This is a genomic window from Rothia sp. HMSC069C03 (genome assembly GCF_001811075.1).
Lineage (GTDB): Bacteria > Actinomycetota > Actinomycetes > Actinomycetales > Micrococcaceae > Rothia > Rothia mucilaginosa.
The window spans coordinates 461,592-478,017 of the sequence record NZ_KZ627135.1; the positions used below are offsets into that span (position 1 = coordinate 461,592).

14 protein-coding genes are annotated in these 16,426 nt (G+C 60.3%); 1 reads left to right on the top strand and 13 read right to left on the bottom strand.

Annotated elements, in window-relative coordinates:
• Window positions 1-79 precede the first annotated feature (79 nt).
• From yvcK to pyrR, 13 genes are all read right to left on the bottom strand, one after another.
• Window positions 80-1,132: a gluconeogenesis factor YvcK family protein gene (gene yvcK, locus HMPREF2779_RS03975; protein ID WP_070686721.1), complete on the bottom strand. Its 1,053-nt coding sequence runs from the start codon at window positions 1,130-1,132 to the stop codon at window positions 80-82.
• 108 nt (window positions 1,133-1,240) lie between these two features.
• Window positions 1,241-2,155: an RNase adapter RapZ gene (gene rapZ, locus HMPREF2779_RS03980; protein WP_070686719.1), complete on the bottom strand. Its 915-nt coding sequence runs from the start codon at window positions 2,153-2,155 to the stop codon at window positions 1,241-1,243.
• A gap of 338 nt (window positions 2,156-2,493) precedes the next feature.
• Window positions 2,494-3,918 carry a bifunctional phosphopantothenoylcysteine decarboxylase/phosphopantothenate synthase gene (locus HMPREF2779_RS03985; RefSeq protein WP_105360872.1) on the bottom strand — a complete coding sequence of 475 codons (1,425 nt, stop codon included), beginning with the start codon at window positions 3,916-3,918 and terminating at the stop codon, window positions 2,494-2,496.
• A 31-nt stretch (window positions 3,919-3,949) separates the two neighbouring features.
• Window positions 3,950-4,408 carry a DNA-directed RNA polymerase subunit omega gene (rpoZ, locus tag HMPREF2779_RS03990; protein ID WP_005508713.1) on the bottom strand — a complete coding sequence of 153 codons (459 nt, stop codon included), beginning with the start codon at window positions 4,406-4,408 and terminating at the stop codon, window positions 3,950-3,952.
• Between the two features lie 267 nt (window positions 4,409-4,675).
• On the bottom strand, window positions 4,676-5,233 hold the full coding sequence (gene gmk / locus HMPREF2779_RS03995) for a guanylate kinase (protein ID WP_005505951.1): 558 nt from the start codon (window positions 5,231-5,233) through the stop codon (window positions 4,676-4,678).
• Between the two features lie 41 nt (window positions 5,234-5,274).
• Window positions 5,275-5,655: an integration host factor, actinobacterial type gene (mihF, locus tag HMPREF2779_RS04000; protein WP_005505949.1), complete on the bottom strand. Its 381-nt coding sequence runs from the start codon at window positions 5,653-5,655 to the stop codon at window positions 5,275-5,277.
• Between the two features lie 406 nt (window positions 5,656-6,061).
• Entirely contained in the window at window positions 6,062-6,919 is an 858-nt protein-coding gene (pyrF, locus tag HMPREF2779_RS04005) for an orotidine-5'-phosphate decarboxylase (RefSeq protein ID WP_049354671.1), read from the bottom strand.
• Window positions 6,919-10,239: a carbamoyl-phosphate synthase large subunit gene (gene carB / locus HMPREF2779_RS04010; protein ID WP_105360873.1), complete on the bottom strand. Its 3,321-nt coding sequence runs from the start codon at window positions 10,237-10,239 to the stop codon at window positions 6,919-6,921. Before carB ends, pyrF begins: the two co-directional genes overlap by 1 nt.
• A complete protein-coding gene (carA, locus tag HMPREF2779_RS04015; RefSeq protein ID WP_105360874.1) occupies window positions 10,240-11,427 on the bottom strand; it encodes a glutamine-hydrolyzing carbamoyl-phosphate synthase small subunit in 1,188 nt (395 codons plus the stop codon).
• A 165-nt stretch (window positions 11,428-11,592) separates the two neighbouring features.
• Window positions 11,593-12,132, bottom strand: a complete 540-nt coding sequence (locus tag HMPREF2779_RS04020; protein WP_105360875.1) for a PH-like domain-containing protein — start codon at window positions 12,130-12,132, stop codon at window positions 11,593-11,595.
• Between the two features lie 183 nt (window positions 12,133-12,315).
• The gene (locus HMPREF2779_RS04025) at window positions 12,316-13,617 is read right to left on the bottom strand and encodes a dihydroorotase (protein WP_105360876.1); all 1,302 of its coding nucleotides are present in this window, start codon (window positions 13,615-13,617) and stop codon (window positions 12,316-12,318) included.
• 30 nt (window positions 13,618-13,647) lie between these two features.
• Window positions 13,648-14,649 carry an aspartate carbamoyltransferase catalytic subunit gene (locus tag HMPREF2779_RS04030; RefSeq protein WP_049354673.1) on the bottom strand — a complete coding sequence of 334 codons (1,002 nt, stop codon included), beginning with the start codon at window positions 14,647-14,649 and terminating at the stop codon, window positions 13,648-13,650.
• Complete coding sequence (gene pyrR / locus HMPREF2779_RS04035) at window positions 14,646-15,314, bottom strand: bifunctional pyr operon transcriptional regulator/uracil phosphoribosyltransferase PyrR (RefSeq protein WP_105360877.1); 669 nt, start codon at window positions 15,312-15,314, stop codon at window positions 14,646-14,648. The genes HMPREF2779_RS04030 and pyrR overlap by 4 nt, the downstream gene beginning before the upstream one ends.
• 229 nt (window positions 15,315-15,543) lie before the next feature.
• Here pyrR and HMPREF2779_RS09010 point away from each other — a divergent pair, with 229 nt between their 5' ends.
• Window positions 15,544-16,359 (top strand): methyl coenzyme M reductase subunit gamma, encoded by an 816-nt coding sequence (locus tag HMPREF2779_RS09010; protein WP_199774553.1) that lies wholly within the window; start codon window positions 15,544-15,546, stop codon window positions 16,357-16,359.
• Window positions 16,360-16,426 lie beyond the last annotated feature (67 nt).

The window sequence follows — 16,426 nt, forward strand, 5'->3', positions numbered from 1 at the left end:
GTCTAAAAATCAGGAAAAAGGGCGCACATAACAGCCAGCTCAAGCAACACACTTGAGCAGCAAACCCAAGCCAGTAAACCTAAGAGCTCAGCTCAAACGCTTCGTTATATGCAGCCGCAAGCTTCAGCGGGTCGTGCACATTCCGCTGGGAGCTCGAACGCAGATGCGCCCACACAACCTTCGCACCCATCGCAGAAGCCTCACGCTCCAGCTCGGAACGGTGATCAGCCTGCATGTCAGCGTCAGCAATCACCGCGTCAAGGTGAAGCTTCGGGGCGTACTGGCGCAACAAATCCAGGTGCGTTGCCGGGGTGAAGCCGACCGTCTCCTTATCGTCGGAGAGGTTCATGACCACGCAGCGGCGCGCCTCCGTGCGGATAATCGCCTCACGCTGAGCGTCCAGCAGCAGATGTGGCAGAACCGACGTACGCCACGAACCCGGGCCCAAAACAATCCAGTCGGATTCCTCAATAACGGAGAGCGCCTCCGGGCAAGGACGCGCATTTGCGGGAGATAGACCAATATCGTGAACCCGCTCCTCCTTCGAGAGGTTCACCTGGCCGACCACCTTCACACGCTCAATACCGCCACCGTTATGCTCACGCAGCACGGTGCCGTAAATGACCATCGGATCCAGCGCCATCGGCAACACGCGGCCGCGCGCATTCAGCAGGGCACCCGCCCAGTCCAGACCCGCAACCGGGTCATCCAGCAGCTGCCAGAGAGTCGCAATCAGCAGGTTACCGAGAGCATGGTAATCCAGCGGGAAATCACCCTCGTAACCCTCGGGCGCGCTAAAACGATGCTGCATCACATCACGCCACGTGCGACCCCAATCGGTGTCATCACACAGCGCAGAAAGCGCCATACGCAAATCTCCCGGAGGGAGAATACCCATCTCCTCACGCAAACGACCCGACGAGCCGCCGTCGTCAGCAACCGTCACAACAGCCGTCAAATCAGGCGTGACGTGGCGAAGCGCAGACAGGGAACCGTACAGCCCGTGGCCGCCGCCCATCGCCGTGACCTTCGGCGAACGGTGCGTGGTCTTCAACAGGCGCAACGCCTGAGTCGGCAGAGCCGGCAGGCGCGGAATACCCTGAGTGTCATAACTGGTCGAATGGGTGGACATAGTAATACCTCACATACCCGGAAGGAATGGTATGCCGGCCCCACGGGTGCGGGGCTGGACGGCGGCTAATGAAACACGACGCGGTGGTTGGGACGCGCCGGGCGGAACTTACTCGCGGCCCTTGTCGCGGTGCTGAACATTCACGTTCAGCTCACCGAAAGCAGAGAGACGACGAGCTAGTTCTTCCGTCACAGCCACGGAACGGTGCTTACCACCGGTGCAGCCAATTGCGATGGTGGCGTAGTACTTACCCTCACGGCGGTAGCCCTCAAGCACGGGGCGAAGAGCCGCAAGGTAGTTACTGATGAACTCCTCGGTGCCGGCGTGCTCGAGCACGTAGTCGCGCACCGGGGCGTCCTGACCGGTCAGGGGGCGCAGCTCCGGAACCCAGTGCGGGTTCGGGATGAAACGCATATCAGCCATGTAGTTAGCGTCCGAAGGCGCACCGTACTTGAAGCCGAAGCTCATCACGGTCAGATTCAGCTTCTTATCCGCACCCTCAGCAAACATTTCACGCACGGTACGAGCCAGCTCGTGAACATTCATGCCGGTGGTGTCAATGGTGCGGTCAGAAGCGAGGCGCAGACCTTCGAAGAGAGTGCGTTCAGCGCGGATACCGTCGAGGACGCGACCCTCACCCTGCAGCGGGTGCGGGCGGCGCTGAGCCTCGTAGCGGGCAATAATGGTCTCGTCCTTGGCATCAAGGAAGAGCATGGAGAAGTCAATATCGGACTTGCGCAAAGTCTCAATCGCAGCGGGAAGATCGGAGAACAGTGCGCGGGCGCGAACGTCAATGCCGAGCGCCACCTTCGGAACTCGCGCACCGTCACGGGTCACCAGCTCAGCCAGGGAACCGAGCATCTGCGGCGGAATGTTATCGATAACGTACCAGCCCTCATCCTCCAGTACATTTGCGACGGTGCTGCGGCCGGCACCGGAAATACCGGTGATCACCAGAATCTGAGGGCGCTCCTCACTCTGGGCGGACTGTACCGCGGCGGGCTTGCTCTGATTCTCGGGCATGGTGCTTCTTCCCCTTCAACGCGAAATACTCTCTATGCCATGATACAAGACCTTTATCTGACGGTTCAGGGGTACGGTCAGAAATTTCACCACTATGACAGAAATATGAGACGCTCCCCCGGCGGAACCTCGGAAGGAACCCCAGAAGAAAGAAACCCGCATCACAAGTGCTTGCATATAATGCTCCCCGAGTGGGCTACAGAAGGAGGCGGGCGGCAGAGCTACGGAGGGTACAGCAAAGCCCGCACGATACCTCCCACAGGAAGTACCGCACGGGCTCCACACTATAAACGCTCCGAAACTCTACGCGGATACGCCAGGTTGCCTTATGTAAAAACTCAGGCAGAAAGCTCAGGCAGGAAAGCCGCCACATGCTCCAGCAGATGCACCGACAGCTCCTTCTTCGAACCGGAGAACACCGGCGCCTCATCAACCAGAGTCGACAGCAGCGTAATCGTGTTATCGTCCGTACCGAAACCACGATTCACACCCACCGTATTGACCGCCAAGAAGTCCGTGCCCTTACGCTGTAGCTTCTCACGACCCAGCTCCAACGGAGTCTTCTCCGCCGAACCGGTCTCCGCCGCAAAACCAACAATGAGCTTCGGACCGAGGGCGCTCTCCCCCGCCTCACGAGCCTGCTGGCGGCGCACCACGACCTCACGCAGAATATCCGGGTTACGCACCAGCTGAATCACCGGCGCATCCTCAGAATCGGCGCTCTTCTTAATCTTGAACTCGGCAAACTCGGCGGGCCTAAAATCAGCCACCGCCGCAGACATGATCAGCACATCTGCCGCCGCGCTCGCCTCAAGGGTCGCCTCACGCAGCTCCAGGGCGCTCACCACGCGGGTCACCTGCACACCCTCCGGCGCGGGAACCTCAAGGTTCGCGCCAATCAGGTGCACGGTCGCGCCCAAGTCGCGTGCCGCCTCTGCGAGCGCTACACCCTGCTTGCCGGTCGAACGGTTACCGAGGAAGCGTACCGGGTCCAGCGCCTCACGGGTGCCGCCAGCGGTAATGACCACGAGGCGACCTGCCAGAGGACCACGCAGCGATTCGGATGCGCCAGTTGCCTGGCTGAGTTCACCCTGACCTGCATCAACCTGGCCCAGCAGCGCTGAGGTCAGCGTCGCCTGACGCGCTGCCGCCATACGCTCCTGCTCCGTGCCCGTGTACAGGGGCTCAGTCGGCGCGTAACCGGGCGTGTACACCGGGTGCACCTGCCCCTTCGGGAAGCGCGCAATCACATCCTGAGCCACCGCGAAAATATCCTCCGGCTCAGGCATGCGACCCGGACCAGAATCCGGGCCCGTCAAACGCCCAATCGCAGGCTCAATCACGTGATAACCCCACGAACGCAGAGTCTGCACATTCGCCTGAGTCGCCGGATGCTCCCACATCTGGGTGTGCATCGCCGGCGCCAAAATCACCGGCGCGTGCGTCGTCAACACCGTAGAGGACAGCAAATCATCCGCACGACCAGCCGCCAAACGAGCCAGCAAATCAGCGGTCGCCGGGGCAATCACCACAGCGTCAGCCTGCTCAGCCTGACGCACGTGGTTTACCTCCGGCACGCGGTCAAACACGTCCGTTGAGACGGGGTTGCCGCTCAGCGCCTCCAGAGTGGGAACACCCACGAACTTCGTCGCGTTCGGGGTGGGCATGGCGATCACCTCGTCGCCATTCTTCGCAAAAAGGCGAAGGAGCATCGCCGCCTTATACGCAGCAATGCCCCCTCCAATACCAACGATAATGCGCATGGTACGTCAAAGAATCCTTGTAAAAAGCAGATTACTCAGCGGACTCGTCGAGGATAACCTCTTCGATAGCAATAACCTCTTCGCTACCTGCGGGGATGTACTCCTCCTCGATAGCGCCAGAGAACTCAGCCGCGCTGAAATCAATCACAGCGGACAGATCCTCGGGAACGGGGTAGCCGTCCTCATCGAACTTAGCGTCCGGGCGGTGCTCCGCCACAACACGGTCAGCAATGATTTCACGCATTGCCACCGACAGGGACTTCTCGTTCGACTCAGCGTCAACCAGCGGGCCAACGTGCGCAGCAGTATTGTCCTGCAGGTTAGCGTAGTACGCGTTAATCTGGCGTGCACGGCGGGCACCGAAAATCACCAGGCCGTACTTGGACTCCGCCTTCTCAATCAGCGCGTCAGCGCTGGGGCTCACGATGCCCTCGGGAGCGACACCGTCAACGAAGTTGTAGTCCTCGTGTTCCTTGATTTCGTTTGCCACTAAAAACTCCAAATAGCTTGATGGAATGTACGTACCGAACACCCCCGTACACCGTTCGCGCTATGGCGCAAACCGGGCACACTGAGGGCACGGTCAAAACTAAAGAACTATTCTACCCTCTCAACGGCTAAAACGCACGTACCAGCCCATACAAAAAGGTGGGGGCCCGAAGAAAACTCTTCGAAACCCCCACCCTTCACAACGCCTCACGGCAGAACTACAGGTCGGAAGAAACTCTAGCCCCACCGCAAACGCAAAGCATGCAGATTAGGCGGCGCCAATCAGCTCAGCAATCTCCTTCGCCGCACGCTCAACAGAGTCGTTGACGACCGTGACGTCAAATTCCTTCTCAGCAGCCAACTCAACCTTCGCGGTTTCAAGGCGACGAGCCTGCTCCTGCTCACTCTCGGTACCTCGACCCACCAGACGCGACACCAGCTCATCCCAACTCGGAGGAGCCAAGAAAATCAGGCGAGCGTCAGGCATGGTCTCGCGAATCTGGCGAGCACCCTGCAGATCAATCTCAAGAATCACCGGGCGGCCAGCATCCAGGGCCTCCTGGACCTTAGCGCGCGGAGTACCGTACTTGTTCTTACCGTGTACCACAGCGTACTCAAGCATCTGACCGTCAGCAATCATCTGGTCAAACTCTTCCATCGAAACGAAATAGTAGTGAGTACCGTCAACCTCACCGGGGCGAGGATCACGAGTGGTAGCGGAAACAGAGAACCACACGTTCGGGTAGTTCTCACGAATGTACTGGCACACCGTACCCTTGCCAACAGCAGTGGGGCCAGCCAGTACGGTGAGAGTCGGCTGAGACATAGCTTCCTTACTGCGCCTTCATCGGCTGAAGGCACGAGGTATTAGGACTGAGAAGATTCAGGAGGCAGAGTATTAGTCCTGCGACGTGCACGGTTCAAATACCGCGAATTACGGTTGAAGTACTCCACCATCTTGCGACGCTGGTGTACACCCAGGCCGCCAAGGCGGCGAGTCGGTGCAATATGAAGTTCTTCAATGATGCGTTCAGCTCGAACGGCACCAATGCCCGGAAGTGCGCGCAGCATCTGCCCCACCGGCATTTTAGCCAGTGCAGGGTCGGAATCGACCATATCAAGCACCTGACGCACAGAAAGTTCACGGTCACTCAGTGCACGCTTAATTTCCTGGCGGTGTGCTCGGGCAAGTACTGCCTTCTCGCGGGCGGAGGCGCGCGCATCCTCAGTTAGCGGAGTCAGCGGCATGGTTGGGTCCCCCATTTCTGCGAGTTATAGAATTTTACTTATCAACCAATGTAACACGGATAGCGCAAGGATCCTCGTTCCACCCGCGGCACTCACCCTCGCACCAACAATGCGTCTACGCACGTCAGCACGTAAATATCAGGGAGTACCCCTATAGCATAGCGGAGTATTCGCCCTATCAAAAGTGGAGCCACGCACGCGCCTCAAAGAGCAGGCGCACTCCCCCACTACAGAGATGAGCAAACTCGCATCGGCGCGAGCGGGCAGCGGCAAAATTATGCATGCGGGTGTACCGAAAAAATGCGATAAAACAGGCACAAGGGGTACGCAAAAAGGGGCGCACACCCCGAGCAGATCCTCAACAGAATCCACCCGGAGCACACGCCCCTCTCACACAACACGCGAACTATGCGCCGCGAGCCGCCAACAGGTCATCACGAGCCGCCTGCGCAGCCTGAGCCAAACCCTCAACCGACGGGCCAGCAGCGAGCACGCCGCGGCTGGAGTTCACCAGCACCTGCGACTCCACACCCGCGAACACACGGTACAGATCAGCGGCCGAGGCACCCTGAGCGCCGTAACCAGGCGACAGAATCGGGCCGTTGAACACGCTCAGGTCAATACCCAAATCAACCAGCGCCTGGCCGACGGTCGCACCGACCACCAGGCCGCACGGACCCATCTGCTCCCACTGGCGGGAGGCGTTCTCGGCTACCGCCGCGGCAATAATGCGCTTGGCCACCGCGCCCGTGGACTCCGATGCGCCCACGTGCTGAACGCTCTTACCCTCAGGGTTCGAGGTCAACGCCAGCACGAACGTGCCGCGGTCATTCTCATCAGCCAAATCCAGCGCCGGACGCAGCGATTCAAAACCCAGATACGGGCTCAAAGTCACCGAATCGGTACCCAGCGGCGAAGACGAGCCGAGCCACGCATCCGCGTACGCCTTCATAGTCGAACCGATATCGCCGCGCTTAGCGTCAGCAACAATCAGCACACCATCAGCGGCAGCGCGGGCAAACAGCGCCTCCAGCACAGCAAGACCAGCCGAACCGTGACGCTCAAACAGCGCCACCTGAGGCTTCAACGCCGCCGCAAACGGGGCGCAACCCTCATAGACCGCCTCAGTAAAAGCAGCCAGACCGGCAGCAGAATCCTCAAGACCCCACTGCTCCAGCAGGTTCGGATGCGGGTCAATACCCACACACAGCGGGCCGCGCTCCGCCATCGCCTTCGCCAGACGATCACCAAAAGCAGCGGACATTACGCCTCGCCACCCTCGGAACGAGCATCCACAGCGGCAGCCAGCTGAACGCCGTGCTCCTGCAGGCTCATGATGTCCCAGCTGTGCTCACGCAGAGCATTAATCGCCTGAACAGCCGCAGCGAACTCAGAAATGGTAGTCATGACCGGGCAGCCCACCGAAACCGCAGCGGCACGAATCTCGTAACCATCGCTACGAGCAGCACCACCGGCAGGGGTGTTCAGAATCAGATCAATGTCACCGTTGCGGACCATGTCCACAATCGAGTGGTCGCCATTCGCCTCAGCGAACTTCGAAGCCACGATCACCGAGTTCAGGCCGTTACGGCGCAGAATCTCAGCGGTACCACCGGTCGAAACAATCTCAAAGCCCAGCGACTCCAGCATCTTCGCGTAAATAATGACGTTACGCTTATCGTGGTTAGCCACCGAAATGAACACCTTACCGGAGGTCGGCAGCGGCGAACCAGCACCAGCCTGAGCCTTCGCGAACGCGGTGTCATAGTGCTTATCCAGACCCATGACTTCACCGGTCGAACGCATCTCCGGGCTCAGCAGCGAATCCACCACAACACCCTCGGGGGTGCGGAAACGGGCGAACGGCAGAACCGCAGCCTTCACAGCAATCGCGGTCTCCTCAGGCAGGGACGCGCCATCCATGTTCGACGGCAGGTAACCCTCAGCCTTCAGCTCAGCAATGCTCTTACCCAGACCAATCAGCACAGCAGCCTTAGCCATCTGCACGCCGGTAGCCTTCGACACGAACGGAACAGTACGGGATGCACGCGGGTTTGCCTCAATCACGTACAGGTTCTCAGACACGTACGCGAACTGAATGTTAATCAGGCCGCGCACACCGGTGCCGCGAGCAATCTTCTCGGTAGCGTCCTTCACCTTCGCGATGATGTCCGGGCCGAGAGTAATCGGAGGCAGAGTACAGGAAGAGTCACCCGAGTGAATACCGGCTTCCTCAATGTGCTCCATGACGCCGCCCAAGTACAGCTCCTCGCCGTCAAACAGGGCGTCAACGTCAATCTCGATAGCGTCCTCAAGGAACTTATCAATCAGAGCAGGCTGCGAGGGCGAAACCTCGGTAGCGTTCTCCAGGTAGCGTGCCAGGTTCGCCTCATCGTAGACGATCTCCATGCCACGGCCGCCCAGCACGTACGAAGGACGAACCAGAACCGGGTAACCAATCTCGTCAGCGATGCGCTTAGCACCCTCGAAAGTGAACGCGGTACCGTTCTTGGGCGAAATCAGGCCGCCCTCCTCCAGCACGCGGGAGAACTCGCCGCGGTCCTCAGCCAGGTCAATAGCCTCGGGGGTGGTGCCCAGAATCGGCACGCCAGCATCCTTCAGGGCACGAGCCAGCTTCAGCGGAGTCTGACCGCCCAGCTGCACGAACACGCCCATCAGGCCGCCGGTACGACGCTCCGACTCAACAATCTCAAGCACATCCTCAAGGGTGAGCGGCTCAAAGTACAGGCGAGTCGAAATATCGTAGTCAGTCGAAACAGTCTCAGGGTTGCAGTTGACCATAACAGTCTCGTAACCGAGCGAACGCAGCACCAGCGAAGCGTGCACACAGGAGTAGTCGAACTCGATACCCTGACCGATACGGTTCGGGCCCGAACCCAGAATCATAATCGAGGGCTTCTCGTGGTGCGCAACCTCATCCTCCAGGTCGTAGGAGGAGTAGTGGTACGGAGTGAACGCCTCAAACTCGGCAGCACAGGTGTCAACAGTCTTGAAGACCGGGCGGATACCCAGAGCGTGGCGAACACCGCGTACAACATCCTCAGAAGAGCCGATAATCTCAGCAATCTGAGCGTCCGAGAAACCGTGACGCTTAGCCAGCTTCAAGGTCTCCGGGTCAAGGTTGTCACGCTTAGCGTGAACCACGCCAGCAACCTCATTCAGCAGCACCAGCTGATCCAGGAACCACGGGTCAATCTTGGTCGCCTCGTGTAGCTGCTCCACGGTAGCGCCAGCCAGCAGAGCCTGCTGAACCTGGTAAATACGCTGAGTGGTCGCAACCTTAGTCTTCTCAACCAGCTCAGCCAGCTCACCCTCAGACAGGGACAGCGGCTTGAACGAGAAGGACGCACCCTTCTGCTCCAGCGAACGCATCGCCTTCTGCAGAGCCTCAGTGAAGTTACGGCCCAGAGCCATAGCCTCGCCAACACTCTTCATAGTGGTGGTCAGGGTCGGGTCAGCAGCCGGGAACTTCTCAAACGCAAAGCGCGGAACCTTCACAACCACGTAGTCGAGGGTCGGCTCGAAGGATGCCGGGGTCTTCTGGGTGATATCGTTCGGAATCTCATCCAGGGTGTAACCCAGGGACAGCTTGGTTGCAATCTTCGCAATCGGGAAGCCGGTAGCCTTCGACGCGAGCGCCGAAGAACGAGACACACGCGGGTTCATCTCAATGACGATGATACGGCCAGTCTTCGGGTCAATCGCGAACTGGATGTTACAACCACCGGTGTCCACGCCAACCTCACGAATCACGTTGATTGCGATGTCGCGCAGCTTCTGGAACTCACGGTCGGTCAGGGTCAGTGCGGGTGCCACGGTGATGGAGTCACCGGTGTGCACGCCCACGGGGTCGAAGTTTTCGATGGAGCAGACGACCACGACGTTGTCGTTGGTGTCACGCATCATCTCCAGCTCGTATTCCTTCCAGCCGAGGATGGACTCCTCCAGCAGGACCTCGCTGGTCGGCGAGTACTGAATACCCGCACCGGCAATACGGTAGAGGTCTTCCTCGTTGTACGCCATACCCGAGCCGAGACCACCCATGGTGAAGGAGGGGCGGACCACCATCGGGTAGCCCAGCTCCTTAGCTGCTTCCAGCGCCTCCGGCATGGAGTGAACAATCACCGAGCGTGCAGACTCGCCGCCGGCGCGCTCCACCACGCCCTTGAATGCTTCACGGTCCTCACCGAGGTTAATCGCCTCAATGTTCGCGCCGATCAGCTCAACATTGTACTTGGCGAGCACACCGCGCTCATCCAGGGAGATAGCCGCGTTCAGTGCGGTCTGACCACCCAGGGTCGGCAGGATTGCGTCCGGCTTTTCCTTCTCGATGATCTTCTCAATCACCTCGGGGGTGATGGGTTCAATGTAGGTGGCGTCTGCGAACTCGGGGTCGGTCATGATGGTTGCCGGGTTCGAGTTCACGAGGATGACGCGCACGCCCTCCTCCTTCAGCACGCGCAGCGCCTGAGTGCCGGAGTAGTCGAATTCCGCTGCCTGACCGATGACGATGGGGCCGGAACCGATGACGAGGACGCTATTAAGGTCAGTACGACGAGGCATTTATGCTTCCTTTGCAGTCTTGGTTGCGACCATCAGGTCGATGAAACGGTCAAAGAGGTAGGCGGAATCGTGCGGGCCCGCAGCAGCCTCGGGGTGGTACTGCACGGAGAACGCGGGGATGTCCTTACAGGTCAGGCCCTCAACCACGTTGTCGTTCAGACCCACGTGGGAGACCATGACCTGACCGAACTCAGCGTTCGGTGCGGTCACGTAGTCGCCAATCGGCGCGTCCACAGCGAAGCCGTGGTTCTGCGCGGTGATTTCAACCTTGCCGGTGGTCTTATCCATGACCGGCTGGTTGATGCCGCGGTGGCCGAAAGGCAGCTTGTAGGTACCGAAGCCCAGGGCACGGCCAAGCAGCTGGTTACCGAAGCAGATACCGAAGAACGGGGTGCCCTTACGCAGCACGCCCTGCAGCAGCTCAACCTGCTCGTCAGCGGTTGCCGGGTCACCGGGGCCGTTGGAGAAGAACACACCGTCGGGGTTGTGGGAGTAGATGTCCTCGAGGGTTGCGCTTGCGGGCAGCACGTGCACGCGCACGCCACGCTCAGCGAAACGCTGCGGGGTCATCGCCTTGATGCCCAGGTCCAGGGCGACGATGGTTGCGACCGGGGGTACGAACCAGTTGAACTGGTGCGGCTCAACGGTGTAGGCGGTGTCAACCGAAACGGAGTCAGCGAGCTTACGGCCTGCCATCGGTTCGGAGGCGCGCACCTCCTCCAGCAGTTCAGCTTCGGGGCGTTCTGCGTGCTCACCGGAGAACACGCCCGCACGCATCGAACCGCTCGAACGCAGGCGGCGGGTCAGGGCGCGAGTGTCAATACCCTGAATACCGACGATGCCCTGCTCGATGAGCTCTTCGTCGAGGGTGCGCTCAGAACGCCAGTTGGATGCCACGCGTGCTGCGTCGCGAACCACGTAGCCGGCAACCCAAATCTTGCGGGACTCAGCGTCGGTGGTGTTCACGCCGGTGTTGCCGATATGGGGAGCGGTCTGAACCACAATCTGACCCGCGTAGGAGGGGTCGGTCAGGGTTTCCTGGTAGCCGGTCATGCCGGTCGAGAAAACCGCCTCGCCCAGGGACGCGCCGGTTGCGCCGTAGCCGTAGCCGCGGTAGACGGTGCCGTCCTCCAGGACGAGCAGCGCGCGGTCCGTACGCAGGGCGCCGGATCGTGTCATGTCAGTCATGCTCTTCTTCCTTTTCTCTGGTGTTCTCCCCCGCTTCCTGTACGGCCTCTACCGTGCAGGTTCCGGGGTAGTCTATGGTGCCTTCGGCGGGTGTTCGCCTGACCTCAGGCAAAATCTATGGGTGTGGGTGCGCAGGGATATTACACCGCGATATTGCGCCGGGATTTAGGCTTCCGGTTCTGCCGCCCACTTCTCGGGCGCATCCACAGCGTTCGGGGCGATGCGGTGCAGCTCCTGCAGTACCGCCTGCTTGTCCTCGGCATAGCGAGTGCGGAAGCCGGTCTGCACACGGTGACCGTCCAGGGTCCAACCAATCACGACCAGGCCGTTCTTCTCCACAACCTTACCCGCCATACCGCGGTCGGTGGTGATGACTGCGAGCTTCTTCGCCGGAACCCACAGGTCCTTCGCTCCGTTACGGGTGAAGATGATGCTGTCCGGGTAAATCAGCAGGGTGGACTTGCTCTTGAAACCGAGCGAATCGAAGCCCACGCGGTCCAGCCAGTTACCGAAGATCGTGGTGCTGACGTACTCGCCCTCGAAAGCGGCCTCAGCGGTCATGCCCTCGTAGCGTTCGGGAACTTCCTTGAGGGAGCCGAACATGTTCGCCTGGTGTGCCAGGCGCGAGCGCCATCCGTGCCACATGCCGTAGATGCACAGGGCGACCAGGGCGATGCAGATGACGGCGGTCAGGAACTTTCCCACGAAGGTTCTCTCTTTCGGTTGGGGTCTCGGTCGATAATCTCGACTTGGGTTGGTGAGGTTCGGGCGGTGCTCCCGGCGAGGCGGTGGCAGGCGTGAAACCTACCACCGCCAGGCACGGTCACTACGCGGTTCGCTTCGCAGGTCAGTTGTGCAAACTCAGCGGCGCGAACTTACGTGTGCAGGTTACTTGCGCGGGGTGGCCAGCTCGCCGTTCAGCACGGTCGGGTGGCCAGCGTAGAAGGTTGCACGAATCGAGCCGGGCACCTCCATGTCGCGGTAGGGGTTGTTCTTACCCTTGGTTGCCTGCTCCTCCGGCTTGATGACGCGGGTTGCCTTCGGGTCGACCAGCACAATGTTTGCCGGTTCGCCTTCGGCAAGCGGGCGGCCCTGCTCGTGGTCCAGGCGACCAATCTTCGCGGGCTCCTCAGAGAGGATGCGTGCCACATCGCGCCAGGTAATCATGCCGGTGTCAACCAAGGTCATCTGGATGATGGACAGTGCCTGCTCCAGGCCGGTCATACCGTTCGCGGCGCACGCCCACTCGCATTCCTTGGTCTCTGCCGGGTGCGGTGCGTGGTCGGTACCGATCACGTCGATGATGCCGTCAGCAACAGCCTGACGCAGCGCCATGACGTCCTCTTCGGTACGCAGCGGCGGGTTCACCTTGAAAATCGGGTCGTAGGTGCGTGCGGTCTCGTCGGTAAGCAGCAGGTGGTGCGGGGTCGCCTCCGCGGTTACCTTCACGCCGCGGGACTTAGCCCAGCGCACAACCTCAATGGAGCCCTTGGTGGACAGGTGGCAGATGTGCAGCTTGGAGTCCAGGTGCTCAGCCAGAAGCACATCGCGGGCAATGATTGCCTCTTCAGCGACAGCGGGCCAGCCGGTCAGGCCCAGGTCAGCGGATACCTTACCTTCGTTCATCTGGGCACCTTCGGTCAGGCGCGGCTCCTGCGCGTGCTGCGCAATAACGCCGTCGAAGGTCTTGACGTATTCGAGGGCGCGGCGCATCACTGCGGGGTCGTACACGCACATGCCGTCGTCAGAGAACACGCGCACGTTCGCGGTGGAGTTCGCCATGCCGCCGATGTCGGAGAGGCGTTCGCCCTTCAGGCCCACGGTTACTGCGCCGATGGGCTGCACGCGGCACCATGCGGATTCCTTGCCGAGGCGGTCAACCTGCTCAACGACTGCGGCGGTGTCTGCCATGGGCATGGAGTTTGCCATGGCGAACACTGCGGTGTAGCCGCCCAGGGCTGCTGCGCGGGTGCCGGTTTCGACGGTTTCGGATGCCTCGTAGCCGGGCTGACGCAGGTGGGTGTGGATGTCGACCAGGCCGGGCAGCGCCACCTGGCCTGCCGCCTCGACGACCTGCGCGTCTGCGGCGTCAATGTTCTCTGCGATGAGGCTAATCACGCCGTCCTCGATGAGGATGTCGGCGACCTTTTCGCCATAGAGGCTTGCGCCCTTGATCAGGTACTTGCTCATGGTGTTGGTTCCTCTCGTTAGGAAGGTCGTTTAGGATTCGTCGCCGGCGTAGAGCTTGGCGCTGGAGCCGTCGGTCAGAAGCAGGTAGAGCACCGCCATGCGCAGCGCCACGCCGTTGCTGACCTGGCGCAGGACCCATGAGTTGGTGGCGTCGGCGGCTTCGGTGCAGATTTCCAGGCCGCGGTTCATGGGGCCCGGGTGCAGGATTGCGACCGGCTGCGGCTGCGCCTGCAGGGTTGCGAAGCGTTCGGCGGTCAGGCCCCACAGGTCGGTGTACTCCTCTGCGGAGGGGAAGTACGCGGCGTTCATGCGTTCCTTCTGGATGCGCAGCAGCATGACGGCATCGGGGTTGGTGGCGATGGCTTCATCGAAATCGTGGAAAATTTCCAGGCCGGCTTCTTCAACCCAGGAGGCGGTGTTCAGCGGCAGCAGGGTTGGCGGTGCGACGAAGACGACCTGCGCGCCGAGGGTGGTCAGCAGCCAGAGGTTGGAGCGTGCCACGCGCGAGTGCAGGATGTCGCCGACGATCAGCACGCGCATGCCGGACAGGTCGGTGCCGCGGGGGCTGTCGAGGCCGTCGCGTTCTGCCTTGTACTGGCGCAGGGAGACGGCGTCGAGCAGTGCCTGGGTGGGGTGTGCGTGGGTGCCGTCGCCCGCGTTGAGTACCGGGATGTCGGTCCAGCCTGCCTCGGCGAGACGCTGCGGTGCGCCGGATGCCGAATGGCGGATCACGAACGCATCCGCGGCAATCGCCTTGAGGGTCTGCGCGGTGTCCTTGAGCGACTCGCCCTTAGACAGGGAGGAACCAGATGCGGAGAAGTTGGTGACGGCTGCACCCAGGCGCTTCTCCGCGGCTTCGAAGGAGAGGCGGGTTCGGGTGGAGTCCTCGAAGAAGAGGTTGACGACGGTCTTGCCGTTGAGCACGTTGAGGGTGCGGTTTTCGGCTTTGACCTGCGCCATGTAGTCGGCGACGTCAAGGATTTCGATGGCTTCTTCGCGGGTTAGTTCGCGGGTGTCGAGCAGATGCTTCATGAGAGCCCTCCCAGCTGGATAATGTCAACTCGGTCTGTTGCGTTGTCGGTTTCAGTCAGTACGACGCGCACGGTTTCGCTGGCGCTGGTGGGCAGGTTTTTGCCCACGTGGTCGGCGCGGATGGGTAGTTGCCGGTGTCCGCGGTCTACGAGGACTGCCAGGCGTACGAGGGCGGGTCGTCCGTGGGCGTTGAGTGCGTCGAGGGCGGCGCGCACAGTGCGGCCGGAGTAGAGGACGTCGTCAACGAGGACTACGGTTTTGCCTTCAATGCCGATGGTGGGCATGATGCTTTCCCCTGCGGTATCTGGGGAGGTGGTGCCGCCGGTTCGCTGGTCGTCGCGGTAGGCGGTGATGTCCAGGGCGCCGATTCGTGTTTCTGCGTTGAAGTTCGGCTCGATGGCTTGGATGCGGGCTGCGAGTCGTACGGCGAGGGGCACGCCGCGGGAGCGGATGCCGATGAGTACGAGGTTTTCTACGCCTTTATTGGTTTCAATAATTTCGTAGGCGATGCGGGTGAGGGCGCGGCGGATTTCGTCCTCGCTGAGGATGGTGCGGCCGACGGTGGTCGCGTCCTCCAAGGTGCTTTGAGGGGTTGCCGAATAGGGGGCTGCGGTTAGATTTCGCCCCTGATTCGCGCCGGATGTGGGTACAGTTGACCCAGGCATAGCCGTCTCCTTCCCCGCCTCACGGGACGGATTTAAAGGTTTTGTGCTTCTAGTAGGGTACCACAGTTCACAGGCTACGTTCAGGTTCGGCGAGAGACCGCTCACGGTGAGGGGGAGACAGCGGTGATGCACATACCGCATCCCTTATCTGCGCTGCAACAAGCAGGATCTCGACAACATGGACAAATAGTGAGCCGGGGTTTGTGCTCTGTGGATATATGTTAGGGTAATGGCATCAACCGATAACATTCCACTGAATTCCACACGTTGTTGCGTGGATAATTCTGCGGTTTACACAACCACACACCAGAAAAGAACCAACAATGATGTTCAACCGTACTTCTATTGCCGCGCTCTCTGCGGCAATGATGCTGATCCTGTCGCATGTTCCGGCGGCGTGCAGGTCAGCGCAGAATCTAGTGCTTCCACTTCCGCGAGCGCTGAATCGGCAAGCGCGGAAGCTTCTGCAACTCCCACTCCTTCACCCACTCCGACGGGTTATGAGCCCGTGCTGATTCGTGCGAACGTTGATTTGGATAACCCGTCGAAGGAAGCAGCAGATGCGACCCTCAAGGCTGCATACGATGCGTTGGAACAGTACCGACGTATTTGGAATGCATGGTTGCATGGGAGCATGGAGCACACGAGCGATGAAGAGCTGCTCCGATACGTGCATAAAAACTTCCTGGAAGACACAAAGGAAGATGTGGAGAATATTCAAAAGTTCACAGAAGAGAACCAAGGTCCTATCAAGGGCGAAATTGCCTTCAATAACATCGATCCAGTCACCTATGGAACCATGAACGACGATGGTTCTGTCTCATACAACACCGGCGCAACCATCACGTTCTGTGAAGACTGGAGCAACGTTCGCTCTGCTGAGGGTAAGAAATTTAAGGACCCGCAGCTAACGCGAAGGGTCTTTGTTGTTCGCCGTTCTGAAGATAATGCGTTTGTTGTTATCAAGTCTGAGACCCTTCATAACGGTTGCGGAGACGAAGCAGACGCTACGAGCGAGGCGACCGCATCCGCTCAAAGCGAGTAGCTGATACTGCACGAGGCGCATACCGGGCACGCGGGGCGGGGGCTCCGTCCTCAAGGCGCTCAGCGCC